We start from the raw sequence: 26,680 nt of genomic DNA on the forward strand, positions 1-26,680 counted from the left end.
TTATCCATCTCAATCTGGTTTAATTATCTTTTAAATCTTCAATGGAATTGATGTCCATATAGGTTGGTACAACCAAACCTGTTTTGGCACCGTCCATATTTGGACCGAGATCAACGATCTGATCCTTATACTTGTTGAAATAATCGGCAGAGGTGAGCGGCAACCATGCGGCTGGAGTTGCATCCACATCACCGTTGGCGATACCGGTCCACATTGGACCAATCTCTACCTGCAGGGAGGTTACTTTGTAACCCAGTTTTTCTTTGAGAATGTACTCCAGCAAGTTCGTACTTGCAATCTCGGAGTCCCAGGCTACGTAACTCAGTTTAATTGTATCTCCATTCACCGGGGTCAGACCTTTGGTCCATTCAGCTACTTTGTCACTATGCTTCTCGGCAAAAGCTGCTGCGGCTTTTTGGGGATCATCACCGTCTTGAATGGCGACCATGATTTCACCCATGTCTTCAGGTGTCCAGGAGAAGCGATCCAAGAATTCATAAGCGACAGGTTTGTCTTCTTTTAACCCTTTGCGGGCAATGGTATGAATTTGTTCTGCTTCACCGTAGACGCCTTCCGGATCGTCCAGGTATTTCAGGTCATATGCGTTGAACATCCAATGCGGTGTCCAACCGGTAACGATAACCGGTTCCTTATTCTTAACGGCTTTATCCAGTGTAGCTGTCATTGCCGCTCCTGAACCTTCAACCAGTTTCCAGTCAGACAAACCGTATTTCTCAATAGCGCTCGCTGTAGATTTCATAATTCCGGCACCTGGATCGATACCGATAATTTGGTGATTCACTTCATTTCCCACATCGGCACTCGCTGATGGAGTAGAGGAAGAAGCACCTGTTTCCAGGTCAGCAATCGAATTAACGTCTGTCATATACGCAGGAACAACGAGACCTGTGCGTACACCGGTCATATTGGCACCCAGATCATCCACCTGGTCCTTGTAGCGTTCCCAGTAGTCAGCGTGAGTCAATGGCAGCCAAGCTGCTGGAGAGGCATCTACGTCGCCTGAGGCGACACCCGTCCACATGGGTCCAGCTTCAACTTGCAGGGCGTTAACTTTATAGCCAAGTTTGCTTTCCATGACATATTTCAACAGGTTGGTACTTGCGATCTCGGAATCCCAGGCTACATAGCTAAGTTTAAATGCATCACCGTTAACTGGCGTCAGACCTTTGGTCCATTCGTCAATCTGGTCTGCATGTTTCTCAGCATAGTCTTTTGCGGCTTCTTCTGGTGATGTACCACTCTGGATGGCACTCATCATTTCGCCCATATCATCGGATGTCCATTGGAATCGGGACAGGAATTCATAAGCAACCGGGTGATCCTCTTTCAAGCCTTTACGTCCGATGGTGTGAATTTCTTCTGCATCACCAAAAGATTTTTCGGGATCATCCAAATATTTCAGATCATATTTGTTGAACATCCAGTGTGGAGTCCAGCCTGTAATAATGATCGGTTGTTCGGCTTTAATGGCTTTGTCCAGTGTGGCAGTCATCGCTGCACCAGATCCTTCAATAAGAGTCCAGTCCGTCAGATGATAATCTTCGATGGCTTTAGCAGTGGACTTCATAATGCCTGCACCCGGGTCAATACCAATGATTTGATAATTGACTTCTTCACCTACAGCATTAGCTGGTGTGTTGTTACCTCCGGCAGAATTACTATTTCCACCAATGAAGTATTGTGAAAAACCAGCTACGAGCACAACCAGTGTTGCTGCAGCAGTGATCCAGGCTTTTTGTTTCGTTGAGAACCGGGAGCTCTTTTTACGTCCTGGCATAAACAGATTTTGAGTGAAACGGTCAAGCACGATTGCCAGTACCACGACAGCCAAACCTGCTTCAAAACCTTTACCAATCTGCAACTGTGTTACAGCACGATAGACTTCCGCACCAATACCCTGTGCACCGATCATGGAAGCAATAACAACCATGGACAGCGACAGCATGATGGTCTGGTTAATCCCTGACATTACGGTAGGCAATGCAAGTGGAAGCTGTACTTTGAACAATTTTTGCATGGAAGTTGAACCAAAAGCATCGGCAGCTTCCACCAATTCGCTAGATACCTGTCTGATTCCGAGGTGAGTCAAACGTATCGTTGGCGGAATCGCGAATATAACGGACGCGATAACACCGGGAACCACACCAAGGCTGAAGAAGGTTACCGCTGGCAGCAAGTAGACAAATGCAGGCATGGTCTGCATAAAGTCCAGCAGCGGTGTAATAATGCGGGCTGCGGTTTTGCTGTATGCGAGCCAGATACCGACAGGTACACCGATCAGGATCGAGATCAAGCCTGACGTAATAACGAGACCCAGTGTATCCATCGATTGGGACCAGTACCCGAGGTTATCTACAAGCAAGAAACCGATAACTGTAAACAGGGTTAATGGTATGCGTCCGACTAGATAGGCCAGTACACCAAGTATTACAATAAACAGGAGCGGATGCGGGAGCATGAACAGCCCGGAGAAAAATCCGACAACATCCTGAATAACAACAGAAATGACTTTAAATAATCCGGAGAGCGAGGAGCTCATCCAGTCAACAATCGCTTCAATCCACGATGCTAGTGGTATTTTGGGAATCATTCGCAAGTTCCTCCTTTACTGCAACTTCACCGCTTAGTGCTCCAAGCAGGGCACCGCGGACGATAACACCTTGCAGACGGCCAGTTTCGCCAACAACAGCGAGCGGCACATGGGCTGAACTTACAATTTCGAACAATTCATGAATCAGGGTTTCAGGCGACACAGTCGGTCCGTCCGTGATCAGAATGTCGTTCAATACTTTGTTTTCGCGCATCGCACGGGTTGCATCTTCGGCTGTAATGACACCAAGCAGTTTGATCGAACGGTCAATGACAAACAGGTTGGAAATACCACGTTCGCGCATTAATTCGAGGGCAACACGAGGGCCACGGTCAAGAGTAATCGTTTCAGGACGTCGCATAACATGAGCTGCAGTTAGGACCTTGGACAAGTCCACGTCTTCGACGAAGCGGGCCACATATGAGTTGGCCGGTTGAATCATGATTTCTTCCGGAGTACCGATCTGCACGACTGCGCCGTCCTTCATGAGGGCAATACGATCGCCGATGCGCAGCGCTTCGTCCAAGTCATGGGTAATGAAAATAATGGTCTTTTTCATTTTATCCTGAAGCTCAATCAGCTCATCCTGCATATCACGTCGAATCAGTGGATCAAGTGCACTGAATGCTTCGTCCATTAACAGAACTTCCGGGTCATTGGCCAGCGCACGGGCCAAACCTACACGTTGCTGCATACCGCCACTCAACTCATCCGGCATTTTATCTTCCCAGCCTTTAAGGCCAACCAGTTCAAGCGACGTTTTTGCTTTTTCCCGACGTTCATCTTTATCAACCTTTTGAACTTCGAGCCCATACTCCACATTATCAAGAACGGTACGGTGCGGGAATAACGCAAACTTCTGGAATACCATGCTGATCGTTTTCCGACGCACTTCGCGCAATTGTTCTTTGTTCATTTTGCGTAAATCTTTACCATGGACAAGAATCTCTCCGGATGTCGGTTCAATCAGACGATTGAACATTCGAACAAGTGTAGACTTACCACTTCCGGACAGTCCCATGATGACGAAAATTTCACCTTCCTGAATTTCCATGTTGACCCGGTTGACACCAACCGTTATCTGTTTTTCTTTGGCCAACTTTTCTTTACCCCAACCTTGCTCCAGTAATTGCAGACCTTGCTCGGTTTGGGGGCCAAACAGTTTACTTACATTCTTTACTTCAAGTATGGTCATGTTTTCACCCCTTCTGATGTGTTGTGCACTTCGAACGGCTTTCAGCATCCACAAGCCCATACACTTGTGCGCCCAGCCACGAAATCCGGTAATCGTTGCTTCGCTTCCCGTCTTTCTGGGTAACGTTTTGTATTCTAACAATACTTAACCCGTATAGCAACCGAATAAACAGTACATAATGTTTGTACAGTAAAAACTGTACAAAGTTTTCCGTCCATATGCTCCGTCATTCTCCTTATTCTGGCTAATAAGATACCTTTACATTTGATATCGCTTTTCCTACAATAGAAAATGTGCTGAATCTAAGCACTTTCTTTTGGTTAAAAGATAGTCGTAGGCGTTTGCAACTTGGTAAGCTCCCATGATATACATTGGGTAACCTAAAGCCCGTTGGCATATAGGATGTCCTGCCGGATACGTTCCCATGTAAGCCGGATCTTAAACAGTTGCAATTATTTTGCCGAGACTGGGAATGTTCAGAATGGAGGTTGCAAGCATGAGCTTGGACCATTTACAAGAGGAACAGCAGGCAACCGTTCTTAGAATCCGTAAACGCGTCATTGAAGCCATTGGGCGTAATATGGATCTCTACGGCGTTACGCTGTCCACGGGACACTTATATGGATTGCTTTTTTTTGCAGACAAACCTATGACCCTTGACGATATGGGACGGGAAATGGAAATGAGCAAAACGAGCATGAGTACCGGCGTACGTACACTGCTGGATCTAAAAATGGTAAATAAAGTATGGAGCAAAGGCTCCCGGAAAGACCTATATGAAGTGGAGTATGACTGGCATCAGACGTTTACGGATTATTTTGTTATTAAATGGAGAAAAGCCGTGGAGAGTAACCTTCAGGTACTGCGCAAATCCATTGAAGAAATGAATCGTCTGATTTCTGATCTGGATGAACAAGCAGATGCTGAACTTCTTCATATTCTTAGGGAAGACAAGCATAAGGTGCTTCAAGCAGAGGCCTATTACAAATGGTTGGATCGCTTGATTGATACCATGGAAGATGAGGAAATATACAAACTGGTTCCGAAAGAAGAGATCAAGGAACATTAATAACAGCAACGCAAATGGCCCTTTCCGAATCGGAGAGGGCTCTTTTGTCTTGGTTAGTTATGCACTTGTACATTTATAATGTAGAAAAAGAAAAACACAGGGTTGATCTAGATGTATCCTTTACAATTGTCCGATTAACCCCACATGGGATAAGGTCACAAGTTGATGTACGATCTGTTCCAGTTCGTCCATGATCTGATGGCGTCCGCTTGGGGTCCAGGATAGAACGGACCAATCGGATATATCATGTACATTACCTTTCAGCACGGCTGGAGAGCGATTCCAAGCGGTAGTTTGTTTCATGCGCCGAAGCAGTTTCTCACTGGCAGGTGAATTAGAGATGCGGTTCATGAACAGGTGATCCGTGTCCAGCATGGGGATGCTATCTGCTGCATACTCGTCTGACATTAAATCTATTGATATGATCTGCGCAGGCTTTAGTCCCAGTTCACCGTATATAAGGCGATGTAATGGATGCTCGGCATTTTCCTGGAGCCGGATAGACTGATTTGTAACCTGCATAAGCATAATACGTTCTTGCCCGAAGTGGTGCTTCAAACGAAGTCCGATGTCCATGTTGCGAAGTTCCAGCTGTTTGAAATTTTGCAAGGCCTGTTGCTCCCGTCCGACCAGTTCAGCCAAGCGTAAGTGATTTTCTTTCCAGTCATGGGCCTGATCCAGGATAACTGTAGGTGCAATACTTTTGAGCTTATCGTAAAAGGGCTTATGATAAAAGTCACCGATAATCAGGTCCGGCTTGGCCTGACGTAATTTCTCCAATTGTGAGGCTAGCCGCTGTTGCTGCTCCACTTCATCAAGCTCCCGATCATGGAATCCGTCCATTGTAGCTACGGGATGTAATCCGAGCGAAGAGAGGTTCTCATGAAGTCCAATCATGGACGCCGTAGCCACGCGAATTTGATCTTTTTTCATATATAGGCTGGGTGCGATCCCCAAGGTTTGTTTGAATTTGCGGCTAAAATAATATTCATTGCCATAACCAACAGATACGGCGACGTCTTTGAGTACGCATGATTCTTGCTTGAGCTGTTTTTTGGCCTCGTCAATCCGTAATCGATTCAGATAATCGGTAGGTGACATGCCTTTGGCTTTCTTGAAACTGCGAGAATATGAGCTTGGCGTCAATCCGGCAATTTTGGCTAGTTGATCCATGCTGATACCTTCACTCATGAATCGTCTCATATACATTATGCTGCGTTCAAGCGCTGGATCAACCTTCTCATAATTTTCTTCAAGCCGGTTCTCCGAGAGATACTGCAGAAGCTCGTGGAGCTGGCTATGTATACTGATAAAGTGATCGGGGTGAACGCCGCGATAAGCTTCAACCAGTTGTTCAAATCGTGCTCTGACTTGTTGGTCATGGCGAACCATCAGTCTGCCTGTCTCCCAATCCAGCGGGAAACCAGAGGAGGAGGACATTTTCCATTGACCGCGCACTTGCTGTAGACATACCGTATCCATGCTAAGTAGTATAAACTCCGTAACAGCCGAGCGTGCAGCCGCCTCAATCGTTGTTCCTGGCTTCAGAACGTACAGTTGATTGGCTTCGGCTGTATAGACCGTATCGTTGAGGACCAGGACACCGTCTCCTTGTAAAATAAGACAGAGCATGGGCCGGGACACCGTCTTGCCTTGCATACGGAAATGCTCCCCGCGCCGTACACGGCACATGGAAGAGAGGAGCGGTAGAGATGAGGTTTCAGAAATGAAGGGAAGCTGTTCAGTCATACGGACCATCCTTTTGTCTTATTTTCTTAATGATAACAATTATCATTCTCATATGGAAGATGTTTTTGAAAAATAGTTTTGGACATGAAAAAAGAGGATACCAAGAGCCGTTGTGGCTTCAGGGGTATCCTCTTAATTTTGGACAAAATGTTGAGATGGCTATGAGCCTTTATCAACATGCGTGGGTTATTGTGGCACGACCAACAGGATATCATCCAGGAAAACGTCGCTTAGCACCTTTTTGCCAGTGCCATTGGCTTGAACATGATACAGACGATAGAGATCATTTGCGTTAATGTAGAACATTCCTGGCACATCGTCATGAAGCTGGAACGTTGCCCATTCTTCTCCAGCAAGCTTGGTTACTTTGAGAGCTGTGCTCACGGAATAAAGACCATTTGTACCGGATAGATATGCAAGCGTTGATGTTCCGTTGGTCAACTGTGCAGTTACGAAAGAAACGCTGTTCAAATTCAGGTTGGCAGATTTGGATACCTTGTTTCCGGCGATGGTTTTGGCATATGCCTTTTTGTCTGCATCCACAACGACAACCTTATCCGTACCCAGTGGACTGACCTCCCGGATGCTCTTACTATGAATCTGAAGTGTTTTGCCGGAAGTGGTTAATGCAAAGGCTTTACCTGTTGAGTAATTATAATCCTTGTTGCTGTCCAGCTTGATGCCTTTGTTATACACATAAAGATTGTTGCCCCAACCGCCGGCATAGACAGCGTTAACATCCAGCTTTGCTTTTGGATTAACGGCTGTACCCTTGCCTGTATTGTAGTTTACCTTGTACATGAGAATGGCGTTGGTAGAGTAAAACTGCTCGTACGGGTCAGTGTTAACCATCAGTTGCAGTTCATTTTTGGCAGCATTCATAAAATAACGACTTTCTACTGCGCCAGCAGCAATCCGCTGCACGGCTCCGCTACCGTTGGACGCTTTGGAAACGATCCAGGGGTTTCCATTAACGAGCCCGTTATAATATACACGGCCTTTCGTTACAGCGAGTAGCGGGAAATCGGTATCCGCTTTGTCTGCAATTTTGGTGGCAGCGGAAACCTCGCTATTGCTATTTGCACGATAGATCGTTCCTTTGGAATCCATATAATAGATGAACCCATTATCCGTAAAGTAGCTCAACACATCTGTCGCATACGTTTCAGCCGAATCGCTGGAACCGTCATTGGGAACGCGAAGCAGCGTTGTGGAAGACTCGGAACGGGTGTAATAGAGATAGGATCCCGCCGCAGCAAGGCCATCTCCTTCGAAATCAAGCAATACCTCTGTGGTTCCACTGCCGTCACCGGATACTTTGTACAATACACCATCGGAATCATAATATACCGTAGTTTGGCTGAGGGAAGCTGCATGAGCACCGGCTCCGCCTCCAAGCATTGCTGCCGCGATCAGTGTAAACAGCAGCAGGGTGCAAACCGTGCGTTGCATGCGTGTAAACCATTTGTTCATAAATCAATCGTCACCCTTCTTCGTTATGTATGTAATAAATACCTTAACACCTTAAGTTATATCGGTAAACTATGGAAAATATGTTATACATCTCAGTCGGATAAAATGAACAGGTATGAAATTGAATTTCATTAAAATCCCACGCTGGAAGGCATCTGCGCATGCTCATAGCCTATCGTCTGACTTGCGGCAAACAACAATATACCGCGCGCAAGGAGATGCACGCGGTGCGAAACTTAAATCTGACTTTCAGCGAGCTGCTGACGGCTGTTCCACAAGGTGACCAGACGAAGCAGAGCGAAACTGATGAGCAGAAGCACTGCTCCAACTAAAATCAGCATGAGAGGACTGATAAGCAGCATGCCGCTCGCCTGACCGGCAATCAGCGCAAGCAATGGAATCACGACCAATCCTCCCAGTTGATAGGCCTCCTGAAATCCACGCACCTTCGCCGAGATCAGTACATTCAACAGAATGACCACGAGACTGCACGCTGGAACAACCCATAGAACCAGAATGATCCAGTTCAGATTGGGGAACATCAACGCTCCGAACATGGGGTACATCAGGATATTGGCAATAATTCCGTAGATAATGAAGGTAATCCAGGATAATAACAGAGAAGGAATAAGAGCTGCTAACACCTTGCCTTTAAACAAAGTATCCATACTCATCGGAGTGAACAGAAGACCTTCTAGGGTCTTGCGCTCTTTCTCGCCTGCAAAGCTGTTGGCCGTCAGAATGCTGGATGCCATCACCGGAATGATGAGAAACAGCGGTGCGAACATGTACAACGCCAGGTAATAGACAATACGATGGTTATCCGTAGGCATCGAAGCGAGCTGTGGAATCTGCCCGGCATGGGTTAGGCTATCCAGCGTATCAAGCAGGAAGCTCATATTGCCGAGGGAAGCAAGCTCCATCCTTGAGGCTGCCCAGATGAGTATCCCAGGCATGATGATTCCGATAACCAGCGGAACGATCAACATGGGCAGCCAGAGCTGCACGCTGGCTGTAATGGCTCGAATATCTTTGCGAACAAGTGCGCGTATGGCTTGTCGGTTATTCATGATGGTGTGCCTCCCTTATGGCAAAATAAATACTCTCCAGATCGCTGCCCGTAATCCGGGCCTGATAGACTTGTCCACGCTCGGTCAGCTGTCGCAGTAGCAATGGAATATCTTCACGGCTTTGAAGCTGGAATACCGCTTTGTTTGCGGAGAACATCTCCGGTGTATAACCTGTTACCGTTTGCCATCCATTCGGCATGGTCGCTTCAACTTCAATTCGGGGTGAAGTTAGGTAACGGTTGATGATTTCCTGCTCCGTACCTTCCTCAACCTTGCGCCCCTTTTCCATAAAAATATACCGGTCACATACGGCTGATAGCTGGGATAACACGTGAGACGATACAAGGATCGTCATCTGTTCCTCCTGATTTAGCCGACGGATGATACGGAGGACCATCTGAATCCCGTCCGGATCAAGCCCATTGGTTGGCTCATCCAGAAAGAGAATGGAAGGGCGGTGCAAAAGCACTCGCGCTAGACCTACTCGTTTCTTCATACCTGTGCTGTAGGTGCCCACTTTTCGATGTTGATATTCATGCAATTCGAACAGTTCCACGAGCTCGTCTATCCGTGCTTTGGCATGTTGTACACCAAAAGCTTCAGCGAAAAAGATCAGGTTGTCCCGTCCGCTCATATTTTCATACAATCCACTTTGCTCCGTTAATGTTCCGCATATAGCTAGTACGTTCTCCGTTTCATGGAAGGGGTCCAGACCGTTAATTCGTACTTGCCCGCCCGAGGCGCCGAGAACGCCGTTCATAATACGGATCAGGGTGGTTTTGCCCGAACCGTTGGGCCCAATCAGCCCGGTAACACTACCCTGTTCAACCGTGAAGCTGACATCGTTCAGTGCCTGATGTACTTTAAATTGCTTGGAAATGTTGCGAACTTCAATCATGTTCCTTCACCGTCCGATCTGAGTTTGGAGATTATACGTTCAGAAGAGCCATATCGTTCAAATGATGGGCCGGAAAATAAAATTTCTCCGTCTTTAGTCCCAAACACAGGCAGTAACTTCACCCTAAAGTCCGGGTAAATCGGGTCTCAGGTTTGTTTTCACTGTGGTCTATACCATGTATTCTGGTTAAAAGGATGCAATATCCCGTTTCATTGCCATCCATAACGTGGTAATTAGACTTAAGGCCTCTTACATATTATGAACGCCTGAATATTCATCTAACGCCGGTCTTGGTTAGCCAAGGCCGGTTTGACGTCGTTACTTGGCGTATCCATCAATGGAACGTCTCCATTCTTGTGACTACATAACTATTTCGTCTAACACATCAGATGAACACTTCAATTAGGAGCATCAGTTGTGTTTGGACCCAGAGGAAGGTGAGCGAAATGACAGCATCCAATGAGTATCGCTTTCAGGTAAACCTGAGCGGTATGATCCAGATTTTATCGAACCATTTGTACAGCAGCCCCAAAGTGTTTTTGCGTGAACTAATGCAAAATGCGACTGATGCCATTACAGCTCGAACAGAGGCGGAACCGGGATTTCAGGGTGAAGTACGTGTGGAACTGACCGGAACGGGTGACCAACGTACGATGATGGTGGAGGACAACGGCATTGGCTTGACGGAAGCGGATATCCATGAGTTTCTCGCGATGATTGGTCAATCATCCAAGCGTGGTCAGCAGGCGTTGCTGGATGGAGAAACTTCGTTTATCGGGCGATTCGGAATCGGATTATTGTCCTGTTTCATGGTGAGTCATGAAATTGTCATGCTGACGCAATCCGCGAAGGGTGGACCTTCCATGGAGTGGCGGGGCAAGCCTGATGGCACCTATACGATTCGGCAATTGGAGACACAATTGTCTCCGGGAACGAAAGTGTATCTGCGATGTACGCCGGATGCAGCTCATTATTTTGAAACGGAATATGTACAGGAAGCCTTGTTTTATTATGGAGCGCTACTGCCTTATCCAGTCATCCTGCATAGCGACGGTGTTCAACATATCGTAAATAGCGAGTCACCGATTTGGTTAATGGAGCCCGAACTCGCACGTGGACGCAGAGCGGAAGTGTTGGCTTTTGGTGAACGATTACTTGGAGAGAAATTTCAAGATTTCATTCCACTGACGACGGATTCAGGTCGTACAGGGGGCATTGCCTTTGTTTTGCCGCATGCAGTCAATCTGAATGCCAAGCGTTCCCATCGGGTGTATCTGAAGAGAATGCTGATCTCGGAGAAGGCAGAAAATATTTTGCCGGATTGGGCGTTCTTCGTGAAATGCCTGATCTGGACAGACGAGCTTCAACCGACGGCTTCGCGGGAACACTTTTATGAAAATGAAAAGCTGGAAGACGTACGATTTGAGCTCGGCGATGCCCTTCGTAAGGGATTGGCCGACATGGCTGAGAGCCAGACGGAGCGGCTGCAGAAGCTGATTCGCCTACATGCGCTGTCGATGAAGGCACTGGCTGTGCAGGATCAGGAGTTCTATGCCATGATTCACCGCTGGCTGCCGTTTGAAAGCACCCGCGGTCATCGGGAACTGGGCGAGCTGATGAGTGAGGGAGAGACGTTGTACTTCACTACCACGGTGGATGAGTATCGTCAGATTCATCATGTCGCTTCAGCCCAATCGATGCTGGTCATTAACGGTGGATACATCTACGACAGCGATTTGATGGCCATGCTGCCATTGGCGGTGCAGCATGCACAGACGGAACGATTACAGCCAGATGAAGTATCCATGAGTTTCACCGACGTGCCGCCGGCTGAACGGAATCAGTATTATGATGCCTTGCGCCTCGCTGATTCTGCTTTGCAACGTTTCCGCTGCCGTGCAGAGGTCAAGGGTTTCAAGCCAGCCGATTTGCCGGTGCTGTTCACGCTCTCGCAGGAATCTTCTACGCTGCGTGCATTGGAAAAAGCAAGTGAGGAGAGTACAGAGTTGTTCTCTTCCGTCCTTGGATCATTGTCATCCGGCATTAGTTCAGCAGGTTATTCGACCCTGTACCTAAACATCAGCAATCCAATTATTCAGCGGGTCCTGACTTCACCAGATGCCCAAATGACGCCGATTGCCATTGAGATGTTGTATGTCAACGCGTTGATGATGGGGCATTATGCAATGAATCGGCAGGAGCTTGAGGTGCTCAATCAGGGTATCGTTCGGTTTATAGATTGGGGTTTGCGTGCAAATACAGATCGTAAGGGGGATGCCTGATGAAGACCGAAATGGACTTTGAGGATTTGATGGATGAGGCCTATGGCCTTCCTAATGGAACAGCGAAGCTGGGCATGCTGGAGGAAGCGGCAAGAGTAGCCGATGTGAACGGCATGGAGGAGGAAGCGTACGAAGCGCGTTCGGAGATCGTGGAGACTGCGACATTCTGCGGTTATCCGATGAAAGCACTGATTGCTTTTTCTTGGCAGCTGGGCAAGTTTGATCAACAGCCTGAACGCTATGACGAAGAAACGTTAATGTGGTCGTATAAATGGATTTTGGGCGAGTTATCCAGTTTTCCGGAAGTATCTCGCGATAAAATGATGGAGCTGCTGGAGGACTTTGGACGTCGTTTTAAGTCATTCGGGTACAGCGAGCGTTCGTATTGGTATTATCGGTTCCGCATATCCATGGATCTTGGGGATTTGGAGGAGGCTGGAAACAGCTATACGAAGTTCCGAAGTATGGATCGTGACTTTATGAGTGATTGCGAAGCCTGTGAGCAGGACGAGATTATGCGTTACTGGATACTTGTTGGAGATAATGAGAAGGTACTGGAAGCGGCGAAGCCCATTTTGAAAGGGCGGATGAGTTGTGCGGAAATTCCACACTTGACCTTATCGGAGATTTTGATGCCATTATACCGACTTGGAAAGATGGATGAAGCTGACAAACATCAGCCCAAAGGCTACCGCATGATCAAAGGACATAATGATTTTGTGCAGAGCTTTGCCGAGCAGATGGATTACCTTGCACGCACAAACCCGGCAAAGGGTATTGATGTACTGGAAGAAAGTCTGGTGCTCGCGATGGATCATGAAGATCCGTTTGCCAAAATGATGTTCTATGCCAGAGCAGCACAACTGTTACGCCGCTGGGCTGATGAATCTCCAGGATACCGATTGCGGCTTCCTGCTTCATTCCCTTATGAAGGAGATCCGGGAGATTTGCATAAACTGGCCGATTATTTTGCGGCGTATGCCAAATCAGCCGCAGACAAATATGATCGACGAAATGGCAATCAACATGTCTCTTCCATGTTGAGCGAGGTATAGTTAGTTTATTCTACTAAACTGCGCTAGGAACTGACCACACCTTATCAGCCAGTATTATGCTGCTAAGTTTCATTACAACCCTGAGATGGTGGAATTCCACCGGATAGCGTGTACTGAGTTTGTTATATACCATTGGATTTCTTCAAAACGTGATCACAAAGTGAAGACCACTCGGATAATATCGTATGCATAGCAGGGTACTCCAAACGGTCATCGCATCTAACCAAAACAGGCTTGTTCAGAAGGAGGGTTATTCTCCTTTGAACAAGCCTGTTTATCATTTTTTCTACCGTGAATATAAGTTTTTATTCAGGTTATTCAGGAGTCACAGTTGCAGGCGCGGTTGTATCTTCGGTAGGTTCCACATCTGTTAAAGGCTCCGTTGGAGGCTGGTTTGTCATCAGATCAGCTACGATCTTGTCAGTTGGCTGTGTAAACAGTTGGTACATAATTGCTGCTTCTTCCTGGCGGATCAGGGGTTTGCGTGAAAGGAAGTCGACTGATCCGTCGTCCAGCACCTTCACTTCAGGACCGTGAATGCCGAGCTTAACCATCATTTGGATCGCAGGCACAGCCCAGGCATCTGTCTGCCCGGCCAGCTTCACATCCTCGAACAGTTCGTTCGGATATTGCAGCTGGAGAGTTCTCCAGATCATCACCATGGCTTCCTGACGGGTGATGACCTGATCCGGTTTGAACTGTTTCTCATCCGCACCCGTGATCATGCCAGATTCATAACCTAGCTGAATGTAACCGGCAGCAGGGTGAGTTGCCCAGTCGGTATCCGCAGGTGGCGTCGTTTTGCTGGCTTTCAGCCCGCTCATTTTAAGGACGTCCTCAATGAATTCAGCCCGTGTAACGGCATTTTTGGGTTGGAAAGCTTCACTTGCATCATTGGTATAGTATCCAAGCGACTGTAATCCATAGATGGCTTCAGCATAAGGGCTGTTCTCACGAACATCCCGGAAACCTTGAGGCTTTTGCCCTTTTTTCTCATAGCCCATTGGGTTAAGATAAGGTTCTTTCATATAGATGGTTCCATCAGCATTCTCCTTGAACGCCGTGAACTGGCCTGTTAACTCATCCTTGAAGAGATTTTCTTCAACCTGAGTCAGGGTACGTGGGCCGAGGAAGACGTCGGAAATGCTTAATTTTCCGGGTTCTTTGCCGCCATCTTTCAGGGAGCTGACAATGGTGCTCAGTCGCAGATCCGCGTAAAGCCCAGCGAAGCGTTGCAGCTCATCCGCAGATTTAGGCGTATATTCCTTGAACTTGACCGGCTCCGCATATTGCGGGAAGAACGTTTGGATAAAGGCCGGGTAGAAGAAATTGCGAAGTGCTCCCGTCTGGTTGTAGGTAAGGAAGACACCTGTGTTTTGCTCAGGTATAAGGAAGAGATAAGAGCTAAAACCGATTAGGTCGCCAGCTTTGGTAATAATTTTGGAACTGCTGCCTGCACCGGGAAGCTGAAAAGCAGCTTCGAATCCATAAGTGGTATTTGGTAGCAGCGGATGAATGGAAGAACGGTATTGTTCCATACTTTTTACCGTAGATTCTTTCCAAATTCGTTCGTTATCCTTCACACCATCATTCAGGAAAGCAATCATGAAATTCCCGATATCCTCTGCCGTTGAGAGCATGCCGCCTTGAGGCATAGGTGTTGGGGAAAGGGTATACAGGCCAAGTGGATTATGAGCCGCATCATAGGCTGTTGCAAGTTGGTTTTTGAACTTGCCGTTCAGCATAAAGCTGCTGTTATCCATACCCAGAGGTTTGAAGATATGCTGCTGCATATACGTTTCGAACGGCTCGCCGCTGACATTCTCCACAATCATGCCAAGCAGCAGGAAGGAGAAGTTGTCGTACATGTAGGCGCTACCAGGTTCTCGAACGACAGGTGGCATATGTAACTTGGCATAATCCTCCATCGATACGCTTTTATCGAAGTCATTATGAATGTCTTCCTGCTGTGGGTCGCGAATCTCGAATCCGGTGGTGTGTGTGAGCAGATTCTCCACCGTTACTGGTTTGTCAAAAGGATTATCGAATTCCAGTCCTTTTACATAGGTCTGAAAATCAGCCTTCAAATCTACCTTGCCTTGCTCCACAAGCTGCATGACAGCGGCTGAGGTGAATGTTTTGGAAACCGAGGCGATACGAAAGGTGGTATTTTTCGGATCAACGGGCGTTTTGCTCTCCAGATCGGAATATCCATACCCTTTCTCTGCCACGACTTTTCCATCTTTGACAACAACTACGGAAGCACCAACATACTGGGCCTTTGCTTCGGCGGAATCGAAAAATGTATCGAGAAAAGCTGCAGCGGATTCAGTAGTCAGTGCTGTTGCTTTCCCCTTTTCATTGACCGCAGCGGGTGCGGTCTCCGCCTGAACGGCAGGTGCCCATAGACTGAGTGACAGGACAAACGCCATGAACGCCCCGGTTAGGGAGGTGAGCCTGAAGCGGGTGCTTCGATTGGATAAATGCATGTAAACGCTCCTTCTAAAGAAAATTTTGTAAAATGACTCTCCCTGTTTATTACTGATTACTGGCACGAAAGGTTTCAAGATAGTAGCAGCCAGGCCCAATTGCTGATCAGGGAGGAACATGCACATCATTCTTTGCTACAGGATTATCGTGTAGTTGCATTCGGCATGCCAGATCTGCTTCGAATGTAGGTGAAGAGAAGTCTGAATACAGAAGAAGAGAATTCGAGTTATCCGGCGTATATCCCATTGTGGTAAAGTATGTAACTACACAATGGGATAAGCCAGTGAGGGGATGTTTTTATACTGAAGGTGTCTTTATAAATTCAATTGGATTCGTGCCCGGTTCAAGCAGCAATGGAATGGATAGAGAGCTTATGGTATCTTGTTCATCCGTCTTAAACGTAAAAGTGATCTTCAGGCCAAATAGGGTGAGCTCCACGGAAAAAGTATCATTCCCTGTGTATTCCATAGGCATTTCTATGGCATTGAGGGTGGCCTGTAACCCATCGTTCGTCTGTTGAATAACGATTTCGCCATAACCCGGATGGATATAGCTTCCCGCATACGCATGTAAAGGACGATCATGGGGATGAACCTGGGTTTCCACTGGTTTTTCCTCAACAGAGGTTTCTGAAGTAGTTGGTGTTTCTATGGTATCTGTGGCTGCTTCAGATTCATTCGATTCTCCAGCCACTAATTTGGCTAATCTCCGGCTCCAATCCACAGGTTCCACTTCAAGCAGACGATCAATAACGTTAAAAGAAATCGTGTAGGGAAGAACGCTCCCATTGGTATTGCAAAGGACAACAACACCGATCTGTTCCTCCGGTAAAAAGGCGACCTGTGAAGCGAATCCATCGATTGCTCCGCCGTGATGAATCATGGCGTGTCCGCGATAAGAATCAATCATCCAGCCCAGACCGTACGTGCTAACAGGCAGCTCTTTGCTGTGGAATGGTGAATCACAAGCCATTTGCGGGCTGTGCATAACAGCCAACTGTTCTTTGGAAATGAGTTGTTTCCCACCCTGTTGTCCTTGATTCAATTGAAATTGCACCCAGGCAATCATATCGACCAGATTGCTGTTAATGGAGCCAGCAGGGCCTACGGCATCTATTTTTCGAAAAGGTATCCGTGTACTCTCTCCGTTTTGATCCATATAAGGGAAGGCGAAGTCAGGTTGATTCTGCATCTCATCGACAGAGAAGACACTTGAATTCATCCCGAGAGGGTTAAACAGGGAATCCTGGACAACATTCTCCCATGAAGTTCCTTTGAGTTGCCCCACCAGATAACCTGCGGCCATATACATCAGGTTCTGATATTGCCATTTGTTCCGAAAGTCTTCATTTGGCTCCAGATATTGAAGTGCGTTTAGGAGTTCTTCTCTGCTCCGTGGTGAGTTGTACCACATCAAATCGTGCCTTGGAAGTCCGGAGCGATGACAGAGCATATCGCGGATGGTCAGGCGTTCTGTTGCTACGGGATCGAACATTTTGAAGTCTTGCAAATACGTTCTAACAGGCGTGTCCCACTTTAGAATGTCCTGATCGACGAGCAGGGCGGCAGTTGATGCTGTAAAGGCTTTGGTACTCGAACCGATCGCAAATAGTGTATGGGGTGTAACTTCAAGCTTGGACTCCAGATCGCGATAACCGTATCCTTTTTGCAAAATGACTTCATCCTTGTGGATAACCGCTACCGCCACACCTACTCCTTTCCAACGTTGAAGCTGCTCTTCCACAAAATCATCCAATCCATTCAGCAATGAGTGATGATAGGTTGTATTCATTATTTTCCTCCAATTTAAAATAGAGTTGTACATCATTAAGCTGCATCGTATGAGTATGTAATTACTTTGGTTGAGTTGTTATCTGTATTTACTATGAAGAATCTGGTTTAATTTTACATCCTACCCGAGACTGATTTTGTTACCCAATAGAGTATTGCGGCATTTGAAAAGGGAATGCTTGTCAAACTAGTCCGCATATATCGAACAAGTCCCTCATAACATGTACTAATCAAGTAGGGGTTCTGCTGTACGCACAATCCTGAAGTGAAAACATGTGCTAAAGGGGATGATGTCATGCGCCGAATATCATGGATGCTTGCCATGGTATTGGTCTTATCGACCTTACTTGCCGCCTGCGGGAAGAAGGATGCGGCAGCCGTGGTCAAAGATCTGAACGAAGTCGTAGGAGAAATGGAAAGTTATCAGGGGGCAGGCGTTATGACGCTGCATACCGGAGATACGCCGCAGCAGTACAAGGTCGAGGTATGGCATCAAAAGCCTTCGTATTATCGTATCGCGTTAACGAATGCCAAAAAGGATGTAACGCAAATTGTACTGCGCAATGATGAAGGCGTATTTGTCCTGACGCCGAGCCAGAACAAAAGCTTCCGTTTCCAGAGTAACTGGCCAGATAACCAAGGCCAGGTTTACCTCTACGAGACGCTGATCCGCAGCATAACAGGTGATTCGACCCGCCAGTTTGCCGATGAGAAGGAAAGCTATGTATTCGATGTAGCTGCCAACTACAATACACATGCATTGGTCAGACAGAAAATATGGTTAAACAAAAGCGATTACGCACCGAAGCAGGTAGAAGTATCTGATTCGAATGCCAATGTGGTCGTGGATGTGAAGTTCGATAGCTTCAAATTTGGTGCCGAATTTGAGAAAGACGCTTTTGACATGCAGCGTAATATGACAGCTGCTTCAGAAAATGGTGGCAAGGCCGGTACTGACTCAGGCGCGGCTCCTGCTGGGGATGGTAAAGAGACTACCAATCCTCAAGCTGCAACAGAGAAAGGTTCTGCATCGAATCCAAGCGGAACCGTTAGTGATGGACAGACGGGTGTAAGCGATAACGCCGAGCAGCAAGGTTCGGAAGACCCAGCCAGTGGGCAAGGCACGGAAGAACCGACATCGACAGAGCCGGAAGGTACAGGCAGCTTCGGGGTAATTCAGCCGACCTATGCACCGGAAGGAGTCAAACTGAAAGACGATCAGATCGTAGAAGGATCAGGAGACTATTCAGTGATGCTTCGTTACGAAGGAACGTATAACTATACAATTTTTGAAGCACGGCCACAGGACAGAGCCGTATCGCTTGCGCCATCTCGTGTTGTGGATCTTGGATTCACCTTGGGAATGATGAGCGGGGATGCTTTGCAGACACTCACGTGGATGACAGATGGAGTGGAATACCGAATTACAAGCGCAGATCTGCCAGAAAATGAGATGGTACAGATCGCGACATCGATGCAGGAAGAGTCAGGGAAATGATTTGGAAAGTATAGTCGTCCTAACATAAGGAATGCTAAGAAGCATCGGAGATGATTTCTCCGGTGCTTTGCTGCATACACAGGTCATTGTTCCTGTTTTATATCAGTAATTTGCAGGATTTAATTTCAGTTGAAGGTATTAGTATCAACAGGCAATAATCCTGCGTAAGATAAGCAAGGAATAGGTCCAGTGCACCCAATAATGCAAAACACGCTTCTACGCGGAAGGAACCGGGTAAATAATACGTTATAAGCAGATAAGTTAAGTTATGGAGAGATGAATATCTCATTCATGGTCTGGCTTATAAGTCTTATTCTGCGTTTGCTCCCGGCTTCAGGTTAGCGTTCCTGTATGTGTTTTGGACTGCAGATCTGCCGTTCATTTGACAGTCACATGCTTGAGCATTACGATGGAGTCTGACGTGAGCCGGATTAAGATGATTAGAGAAGGTGACTTAACGTGCAAGAACAATATCGGCCGACCCAAGCGGAAATCAATTTGGATCATTTGTGCAACAACGTAGAAGCTTTCCGTGAAGCATTGCCGCAAGGCAAGAAACTGCTCGCCTGTGTGAAGGCTAACGCCTATGGACATGGGGCAGTGGAGACGGCCAGAGAACTGGAACGAGTTGGCGTGGATTACTTAAGTGTAGCTTTTCTTGACGAAGCGCTTGAATTGCGACAACACGGAATTACCCTTCCGATTCTGGTATTGGGTTACACGCCGCCAGAAGGCATCGCTGAAGCATGGAAACATGATGTAACCATTACGCTGTTCAGTAAGGAAGTACTCGACGCCATTCAACATCTGGAGACGGGCATATCCACTCGCAAGCTAAAGGTTCATATCAAAATCGACAGCGGCATGGGCAGGCTTGGCCTGTTGCCTGGCGAAGAGGCACTCGCTTTCATTCAGGAAGCATCCAAGCTGAAGCAGGTCATAATGGAAGGTATGTTTACCCATTTTGCCAAGGCGGATGAAAAAGACAAGACCTATACACTGGAGCAGTATCGACGGTTCCAAGGCGTGGTTGATGCGCTGCGGGATCAGGGATGTGTCATCCCGATTATACATACGGCGAACAGCGCCGCTACCATTGACACACCGGAATTGTCGGATGATATGGTTCGTGTAGGGATCAGCCTGTACGGATTGTATCCCTCGGCAGAGGTGAATCATCAGGTAGTAAAGCTGTCTCCGGTATTGACACTGAAGACGAAGGCGGTTCTGGTCAAAACGCTACCACCCCACTGGGGTGTTAGCTACGGAACCCGTTATGTAACACAAGGGAACGAACGAATAGCGACCCTGCCTATCGGCTATGCAGACGGATTTTCAAGAATGCTGTCAGGTAAAGCACAAGTGCTTGTACGCGGCCGTCGTGTTCCCGTCGTCGGTACGATCTGCATGGATCAGTGTATGGTGTCGCTACAATCTTTTGCAGCAGAAGCAGAAGAAATTCAAGCCGGCGAAGAGGTTGTTCTCATCGGTCACCAATTGGATGCAGTTATAACTGCAGAAGAGGTGGCATCTCAGCTCGGTACGATTCCCTACGAAGTGATCTGCATGATGGCGCATCGAATCCCTCGGGTCTATACCCGTAGTGGAGCAGTAATCGCCAGAATCAATCCTCTTTTGACATTCTAACAGGTTAACTGGACGCTATTTCCAATAAACTTTTTTTCAGAATAGAAGGAAAACTGTCGGAGCATCTCGAATTATGAATGATGACTGGGATGAAAAATCCTGAAAAGAGATGTTTGGTCTGTACGAATAATGTTCCCCGTGTTTATAATGGAGTACAGCATACTTGATATACTCGGGGCATATATATTCCTTTGTATAAAAGTTCTGGAAAAACGTAATACTGGTTCACAATGGCGAAAGGTTTGTGGGGGTGGAAGAAAGGTGGCCAACTTGCAGAACACCAAGCGGATCATGATCAGTTTGCCTGATTATCTTTTGCAAGAAGTGGATGGCATCGTAGCGCTGGAGAATTCCAACCGCAGCGAATTGATTAGGCAGGCCATGAAGCTGTATTTGACGGAGCGTAAGAAACGTTACATCCGTGAATCGATGCAGCGAGGGTACATGGAGATGGCGAAGATTAACCTCACCATGGCATCCGAGGCCTTTCACGCGGAGGAAGATGCGGACAGCACTCTGGACCGCTTAGTTAGCGGGGTGTAGACATTGATCGTAAAACGCGGTGACGTTTTTTTTGCGGATCTTTCTCCCGTTGTCGGTTCCGAGCAAGGTGGAGTCAGGCCGGTTCTGGTCATCCAGAACGACATTGGCAACCGATTTAGTCCTACTTGTATTGTGGCGGCGATCACCGCCCAGATCCAAAAGGCAAAGCTGCCGACGCATGTGGAAATTGATGCGGCGGCACACGGCTTTGACCGGGACTCGGTTATTTTGCTCGAACAAATACGGACGATTGATAAGCAGAGGCTGACCGACAAGATTACCCATCTGGACGAGGAGACCATGAAACTGGTCAACGAAGCCTTACAGATCAGCCTGGGTTTAATCGATTTTTAAGGTATAAGGCAGTTGTTTCTTGGTTCTGCCGTGCCACCCGTAGGCAATGGATGTTCCTTGCAGGAACACACAATTTCAGACAGCAATCAAAAGAGCGTACAACAGCCTAACGGCCGGGGTACGCTCTTTTGATTAAAGCTTCATGAAAGCGTAGAACATTTAGAGGCTTTTCGTTATAATGATACCTGAGAAACCGTTTACGTTAATCGACATATATAGAGGTGGAGGAGACATATGAGCATTTATATTGATCAGGAGAAGCTTCAATTTCATCTACAGACTCCAAAGGCTAGCTACGTATTTCAGGTACTGCCTTCGGGGTATTTGGTACATCTGTATTATGGCAAAAGACTGCGTGATACCGATCTGAGCTGGCTTCACGTGCGCACGGAGCGTGCTTCTTTCAGTCCCAATCCGGTACCGGAAGACCGGACGATCTCCTTCGACACGTTGGCGCAAGAGTTGCCAGTATACGGTACAAGTGATTTCCGTAATCCGGCAATCCAATTGGAGCTTGAGAACGGTTCAACGGTTTCGGAGTTTACGTATACAGGACATCAACTGATCAAAGGAAAGGCAGCGCTTGCCGGGCTGCCGGCAACTTATGTTGAGTCTGACGATGAGGCCGAGACACTCATCGTTGAACTGGAAGACCGTGTTGCAGGGATCAAGATTGAACTTAGCTACACGGCCTTTACAACATTTAATGCGATTACGCGTTCCATGCGTATCGTTAATGAAAGCGCTACCTCGGTGAATATTGCACGTGCGCTCAGTTCTTCCGTTGATTTCCCGCATGCCGATTACGAATTGCTGCAACTGTCAGGAGCATGGACGCGTGAACGGGACATCGTTCGCAGACCGCTTGCTTCCGGCCTGCAAGGCATCGAGAGCCGTCGCGGCTCAAGCAGTCATCAGCAGAACCCGTTCATTGCACTGATGACACCGGGTACAGACGAAGATCAGGGTGAAGTCTACGGGTTCAGCCTTGTATATAGCGGCAGCTTCACTGCACAGGCAGAAGTGGATCAGTTCCACACCACTCGTGTATCGCTGGGAATTAATCCGTTTGAGTTCAGCTGGAAGTTGGATTCGCAGGAGTCATTCCAGACACCTGAGACGGTTATGGTCTATTCGGATGCAGGTCTCGATGGCATGTCTCAGTCGTATCATAAACTGTATCGCGAGCGCCTTGCACGTGGCAAGTTCCGTAATGCAGAGCGTCCGGTTCTGGTCAATAACTGGGAAGCGACCTATTTCGGCTTCAACGCAGATAAGATTGAGCAGATCGCTCAGGCAGGGAAGAAGCTTGGCATTGAACTGTTCGTACTGGATGACGGATGGTTCGGACATCGGGACAGCGATAACTCCTCACTCGGTGACTGGATTGTGGACAAGAACAAACTGCCACAAGGTTTGGATGATTTGGCCAACCGGGTAACCAGTCTGGACATGCAGTTCGGACTATGGTTCGAGCCTGAGATGATTTCGCCAGACAGCGAATTGTACCGTGCTCATCCGGACTGGTGTCTGCATGTGCCGGATCGCCGCCGGACGGAAGGGCGCCAACAATTGGTACTCGATTTCTCCCGTCAGGATGTGCGTGATGAGATTGTACGCATGCTAAGCGATGTCCTTGGATCTGCGCCTATCACTTATGTGAAATGGGACATGAACCGGAATATGACGGAGGTAGGTTCTGCATTGCTGCCAGCAGACAGACAGCGTGAGACTGCGCATCGTTATATGCTTGGATTGTACGAAGTCATGGAACGTATTACTTCAGCATTCCCTAATATCCTGTTCGAGAGCTGTTCAGGTGGTGGCGGCCGTTTTGATCCAGGTATGCTGTATTACATGCCGCAAACGTGGACCAGCGATAATACGGACGCGATATCCCGTCTGCGTATTCAGTATGGTACAAGTCTGGTATATCCGGTAAGTTCAATGGGATCACATATCTCAGCGGTTCCCAATCACCAGGTTAATCGAATTACTTCTCTGGAGATTCGTGGACATGTCGCCATGTCCGGTAACTTTGGATACGAGTTGGATTTGACTCGTTTCACAGAGGAAGAGAATGCCATCGTGAAGGCCCAGGTTGAGCTGTACAAGGAAATTCGGGGAACCATTCAATATGGGACGTTCCGTCGCTTGCTAAGTCCGTTTGAGGGGAATGAAACGGCATGGATGTTTATTGCTCCAGATGGCAGCGAAGCCGTCGTATTCTACTTCCGTGTGCTGTCTGAACCGAATGCTCCGCTCCAACGTCTGAAGCTGAAGGGCCTGGACCCTGATGCGGATTACCGCTTGAAAGGTGGTTCCGAGACGTTTACCGGGGATGCGCTGATGTATGGAGGGATCTCCGTAGGCCGTATATCTGGAGACTATCTGAGTGAAATGTTCCGATTCGAACGGGTATAATAAACTGGCGTGAATGCAGTGTTTGTCAGGGGAGACCGGAAGACGTCGGGCAGACGTTTTTCGGTCTTTTCTCATGACTGAGACGAAGGTTTGATACGTAATCTCAATTGTAAGAACTTGTAACCTGGACGAATGCTGGAAATCTGAACGGGATTTTGTGATAATATAGGGGAGAGGAATCTGCATGAATGCAGGTTCAATACTGTGATTACAGCAGCAAAGCTGCCCTGAACAAGCTTCAACTGAACGATTCAGGAAGGAAAGAGGGATTTATTTGTCTGAACAGGAAACGGTTCTGGAACCCAATGAAGAAACAATAAAGGCAGAACGCCATGAACGAATCATCAAACAGGTAGCCAAGGAACTGTCACTGTCCTTGAAGCAGGTCCGCACAACGTCGGAGCTTCTGGACGAAGGCAATACGATTCCATTTATCGCCCGCTACCGTAAAGAAATGACTGGAGAGCTGGATGAGAACCAGCTGCGGCTCATTGAAGAACGCATCGTATACTTGCGTAATCTGGAAGACCGCAAAGTGGAAGTCATCCGTATTATAGAGGAACAAGGCAAGCTGACCGGAGAACTGAAACGGTCCATCACCCAGGCAGTTAAGCTGCAGGAAGTGGAGGACTTGTACCGTCCGTTTCGTCAGAAGCGGAAAACCCGTGCCAGTGTAGCGAAGGAAAAAGGTCTGGAACCACTCGCTGTATGGATATGGGGTCAACCGAAGCAAGGGAATGCCCTGGAGGAAGCTGAGCGTTATATCAATGCTGAGCTTGGGGTAGAAGATGCAGAGGCAGCACTTCAGGGAGCCAAAGACATTTTGGCTGAGAATATTGCAGATGATGCTGCTATTCGTGCATGGATTCGTCGTTATACGCTTGATCATGGCATGCTGACTTCAGAAGCGAAGGATGCTGAGCAGGAGTCAGTCTACGAGAACTACTATGATTATCGTGAATTAGCCAAAAAAATGCCTCCTCACCGCATTCTCGCAATTAACCGCGGTGAACGTGAAAACATTTTGAAAGTGGGTCTGGACGTGCAGTCTGAACCGGCTCACCGTCATATGGAAGGACAAATCATCAAGGGTGTATCTGCGGTTCAGGACATTTTGCGTGCCGTGATTGAAGATGCTTACAAACGATTGATTGCTCCTTCGATTGAACGTGAGGTTCGTGCGGAATTGACGGAGAAAGGGGAGAATCAGGCGATATCCGTATTCTCGGCTAATCTGCGCAATCTGTTGCTTCAACCTCCCATTCATGGCAAACGGGTGCTTGGTGTCGATCCAGCCTATCGTACTGGCTGTAAGCTTGCTGTAGTAGACGATACGGGCAAGCTGCTTGAAGTGGCCGTTACGTACCCAACACCGCCACATAACAAAAAGCGTGAAGCTGCCGAAGTATTCCATCGGATGATCAAGCAATATGATATTGGACTGATTGTTATCGGTAATGGTACCGGATCCCGTGAGTCGGAACAATTTGTTGCTGAGATCATTCAGGAGAACGGCGATGAGAGTCTCGTGTATTTGATCGTCAATGAAGCTGGGGCGAGTGTGTATTCCGCTTCCAAGCTGGCGCAGGAAGAATTTCCGGATCTGGACGTTGCAGAGCGAAGTGCTGCTTCGATTGCCCGCCGAGTGCAAGACCCGCTGGCTGAGCTGGTTAAAATCGATCCAAAATCCATTGGTGTAGGTCAATATCAGCATGACGTATCTCAAAAAATATTGGAAGAAAGCTTAAAGGCTGTAGTAGAATCCGCAGTTAACCATGTGGGCGTGGATGTGAACACGGCTTCACCTTCACTGCTGTCTTATGTTGCAGGCGTAAATGCCACCATTGCCAAAAATATCGTGAAATACCGCGAAGAGAACGGCCGATTCACGAATCGTCGCCAGTTGCAGAAGGTACCGCGTCTGGGTGCCAAAACCTATGAGCAATGCGTAGGCTTTATGCGGATTGGGGAAGGCGAGAATCCGCTGGATCGCACACCGATTCACCCTGAATCGTATAAGGTCGTTGATCAGCTCTTTAAGGAGCTTCAGGTTGCGCTGGACAAGTTGGGAAGCAAGGAACTGTCTGTACTCTTGTCTGAGCAACAACCGGAACAGCTGGCTGTGAAGCTGGATGTGGGTGTGCCTACACTGCGTGACATTCTGGACAGCTTGCAGCGTCCGGGTCGTGACCCGCGTGAGGAAATGCCGCTACCGATCTTCCGCACCGATGTGCTCAAAATTGAGGACTTGGTGGAAGGTATGGAGCTGCAAGGTACGGTTCGTAACGTGATTGACTTTGGTGCTTTTGTAGATATCGGCATCAAGAGTGATGGACTTGTCCATATCTCACAGCTGAGCAACGGTTACGTCAAACATCCGATGGATGTTGTATCTGTCGGGGATAATGTAACGGTTTGGGTTATGAACGTGGATACCAAAAAAGGCCGTGTCGGCCTCACGATGAAGAAGCCTACTTCTTCTAAGCAGTCTTCCTAATGCAACACAATGATCGGAGAACAGCCTTCCCTGTG

General features: G+C 47.6%; 17 protein-coding genes. 9 read left to right on the forward strand and 8 right to left on the reverse strand.

What is annotated here, in order from left to right; all coding sequences use genetic code 11:
* Positions 1-19: 19 nt before the first annotated feature.
* Both AMS66_RS15450 and AMS66_RS15455 read right to left on the reverse strand, forming a co-directional pair.
* Complete coding sequence (locus AMS66_RS15450) at positions 20-2,611, reverse strand: glycine betaine ABC transporter substrate-binding protein (protein ID WP_053781664.1); 2,592 nt, start codon at positions 2,609-2,611, stop codon at positions 20-22.
* Entirely contained in the window at positions 2,577-3,806 is a 1,230-nt protein-coding gene (locus tag AMS66_RS15455; protein WP_053781665.1) for a quaternary amine ABC transporter ATP-binding protein, read from the reverse strand. The genes AMS66_RS15450 and AMS66_RS15455 overlap by 35 nt, the downstream gene beginning before the upstream one ends.
* Before the next feature lie 496 nt (positions 3,807-4,302).
* Here AMS66_RS15455 and AMS66_RS15460 point away from each other — a divergent pair, with 496 nt between their 5' ends.
* The gene (locus AMS66_RS15460; protein WP_053781666.1) at positions 4,303-4,875 is read left to right on the forward strand and encodes a GbsR/MarR family transcriptional regulator; all 573 of its coding nucleotides are present in this window, start codon (positions 4,303-4,305) and stop codon (positions 4,873-4,875) included.
* Between the two features lie 120 nt (positions 4,876-4,995).
* On the opposite strand, the gene AMS66_RS15465 is transcribed toward AMS66_RS15460, so the two are convergent.
* The 4 genes from AMS66_RS15465 to AMS66_RS15480 form a co-directional block, all read right to left on the reverse strand.
* Complete coding sequence (locus AMS66_RS15465; protein WP_160319695.1) at positions 4,996-6,624, reverse strand: helix-turn-helix domain-containing protein; 1,629 nt, start codon at positions 6,622-6,624, stop codon at positions 4,996-4,998.
* A 186-nt stretch (positions 6,625-6,810) separates the two neighbouring features.
* A complete protein-coding gene (locus tag AMS66_RS15470) occupies positions 6,811-8,097 on the reverse strand; it encodes a DUF5050 domain-containing protein (protein ID WP_053781668.1) in 1,287 nt (428 codons plus the stop codon).
* A gap of 236 nt (positions 8,098-8,333) precedes the next feature.
* Positions 8,334-9,167, reverse strand: a complete 834-nt coding sequence (locus AMS66_RS15475; protein ID WP_053781669.1) for an ABC transporter permease subunit — start codon at positions 9,165-9,167, stop codon at positions 8,334-8,336.
* The gene (locus tag AMS66_RS15480) at positions 9,160-10,065 is read right to left on the reverse strand and encodes an ABC transporter ATP-binding protein (protein ID WP_053781670.1); all 906 of its coding nucleotides are present in this window, start codon (positions 10,063-10,065) and stop codon (positions 9,160-9,162) included. The genes AMS66_RS15475 and AMS66_RS15480 overlap by 8 nt, the downstream gene beginning before the upstream one ends.
* 446 nt (positions 10,066-10,511) lie before the next feature.
* Between AMS66_RS15480 and AMS66_RS15485 the strand changes: the two genes are divergently transcribed.
* Both AMS66_RS15485 and AMS66_RS15490 read left to right on the forward strand, forming a co-directional pair.
* Positions 10,512-12,347: an HSP90 family protein gene (locus tag AMS66_RS15485; RefSeq protein ID WP_053781671.1), complete on the forward strand. Its 1,836-nt coding sequence runs from the start codon at positions 10,512-10,514 to the stop codon at positions 12,345-12,347.
* Positions 12,347-13,402 (forward strand): hypothetical protein, encoded by a 1,056-nt coding sequence (locus AMS66_RS15490; RefSeq protein WP_053781672.1) that lies wholly within the window; start codon positions 12,347-12,349, stop codon positions 13,400-13,402. Before AMS66_RS15485 ends, AMS66_RS15490 begins: the two co-directional genes overlap by 1 nt.
* Positions 13,403-13,716: 314 nt before the next feature.
* Here the strand turns inward: AMS66_RS15490 and AMS66_RS15495 are convergent, their stop codons facing one another.
* On the reverse strand, positions 13,717-15,891 hold the full coding sequence (locus AMS66_RS15495; RefSeq protein ID WP_053781673.1) for a serine hydrolase: 2,175 nt from the start codon (positions 15,889-15,891) through the stop codon (positions 13,717-13,719).
* 298 nt (positions 15,892-16,189) lie between these two features.
* Complete coding sequence (locus AMS66_RS15500; protein WP_053781674.1) at positions 16,190-17,683, reverse strand: serine hydrolase; 1,494 nt, start codon at positions 17,681-17,683, stop codon at positions 16,190-16,192.
* 294 nt (positions 17,684-17,977) lie between these two features.
* Between AMS66_RS15500 and AMS66_RS15505 the strand changes: the two genes are divergently transcribed.
* The 6 genes from AMS66_RS15505 (at position 17,978) to AMS66_RS15530 (ending at position 26,645) form a co-directional block, all read left to right on the forward strand.
* Positions 17,978-19,180, forward strand: a complete 1,203-nt coding sequence (locus AMS66_RS15505; protein WP_053781675.1) for an outer membrane lipoprotein-sorting protein — start codon at positions 17,978-17,980, stop codon at positions 19,178-19,180.
* Between the two features lie 459 nt (positions 19,181-19,639).
* Positions 19,640-20,827: an alanine racemase gene (gene alr / locus AMS66_RS15510; protein ID WP_053781676.1), complete on the forward strand. Its 1,188-nt coding sequence runs from the start codon at positions 19,640-19,642 to the stop codon at positions 20,825-20,827.
* A gap of 261 nt (positions 20,828-21,088) precedes the next feature.
* Positions 21,089-21,370, forward strand: coding sequence for a CopG family ribbon-helix-helix protein (locus tag AMS66_RS15515; protein WP_024630715.1), 282 nt, complete (start codon positions 21,089-21,091; stop codon positions 21,368-21,370).
* A gap of 3 nt (positions 21,371-21,373) precedes the next feature.
* Complete coding sequence (locus AMS66_RS15520; RefSeq protein WP_024630714.1) at positions 21,374-21,724, forward strand: type II toxin-antitoxin system PemK/MazF family toxin; 351 nt, start codon at positions 21,374-21,376, stop codon at positions 21,722-21,724.
* Positions 21,725-21,958: 234 nt separating this feature from the next.
* Complete coding sequence (locus AMS66_RS15525) at positions 21,959-24,148, forward strand: alpha-galactosidase (RefSeq protein ID WP_053781677.1); 2,190 nt, start codon at positions 21,959-21,961, stop codon at positions 24,146-24,148.
* A 274-nt stretch (positions 24,149-24,422) separates the two neighbouring features.
* Positions 24,423-26,645 (forward strand): Tex family protein, encoded by a 2,223-nt coding sequence (locus AMS66_RS15530; protein WP_053781678.1) that lies wholly within the window; start codon positions 24,423-24,425, stop codon positions 26,643-26,645.
* The last annotated feature ends 35 nt before the right edge of the window (positions 26,646-26,680 follow it).

This window comes from Paenibacillus xylanivorans (assembly GCF_001280595.1).
In the GTDB taxonomy this organism is placed as follows: Bacteria; Bacillota; Bacilli; order Paenibacillales; family Paenibacillaceae; genus Paenibacillus; species Paenibacillus xylanivorans.

Coding starts and splice junctions, on each gene's coding strand:
- AMS66_RS15450 (WP_053781664.1), bottom strand. CDS start 2,611: ATGATTCCCAAAATACCACTAGCATCGTGGATTGAAGCGATTGTTGAC.
- AMS66_RS15455 (WP_053781665.1), bottom strand. CDS start 3,806: ATGACCATACTTGAAGTAAAGAATGTAAGTAAACTGTTTGGCCCCCAA.
- AMS66_RS15460 (WP_053781666.1), top strand. CDS start 4,303: ATGAGCTTGGACCATTTACAAGAGGAACAGCAGGCAACCGTTCTTAGA.
- AMS66_RS15465 (WP_160319695.1), bottom strand. CDS start 6,624: ATGACTGAACAGCTTCCCTTCATTTCTGAAACCTCATCTCTACCGCTC.
- AMS66_RS15470 (WP_053781668.1), bottom strand. CDS start 8,097: ATGAACAAATGGTTTACACGCATGCAACGCACGGTTTGCACCCTGCTG.
- AMS66_RS15475 (WP_053781669.1), bottom strand. CDS start 9,167: ATGAATAACCGACAAGCCATACGCGCACTTGTTCGCAAAGATATTCGA.
- AMS66_RS15480 (WP_053781670.1), bottom strand. CDS start 10,065: ATGATTGAAGTTCGCAACATTTCCAAGCAATTTAAAGTACATCAGGCA.
- AMS66_RS15485 (WP_053781671.1), top strand. CDS start 10,512: ATGACAGCATCCAATGAGTATCGCTTTCAGGTAAACCTGAGCGGTATG.
- AMS66_RS15490 (WP_053781672.1), top strand. CDS start 12,347: ATGAAGACCGAAATGGACTTTGAGGATTTGATGGATGAGGCCTATGGC.
- AMS66_RS15495 (WP_053781673.1), bottom strand. CDS start 15,891: ATGCATTTATCCAATCGAAGCACCCGCTTCAGGCTCACCTCCCTAACC.
- AMS66_RS15500 (WP_053781674.1), bottom strand. CDS start 17,683: ATGAATACAACCTATCATCACTCATTGCTGAATGGATTGGATGATTTT.
- AMS66_RS15505 (WP_053781675.1), top strand. CDS start 17,978: ATGCGCCGAATATCATGGATGCTTGCCATGGTATTGGTCTTATCGACC.
- AMS66_RS15525 (WP_053781677.1), top strand. CDS start 21,959: ATGAGCATTTATATTGATCAGGAGAAGCTTCAATTTCATCTACAGACT.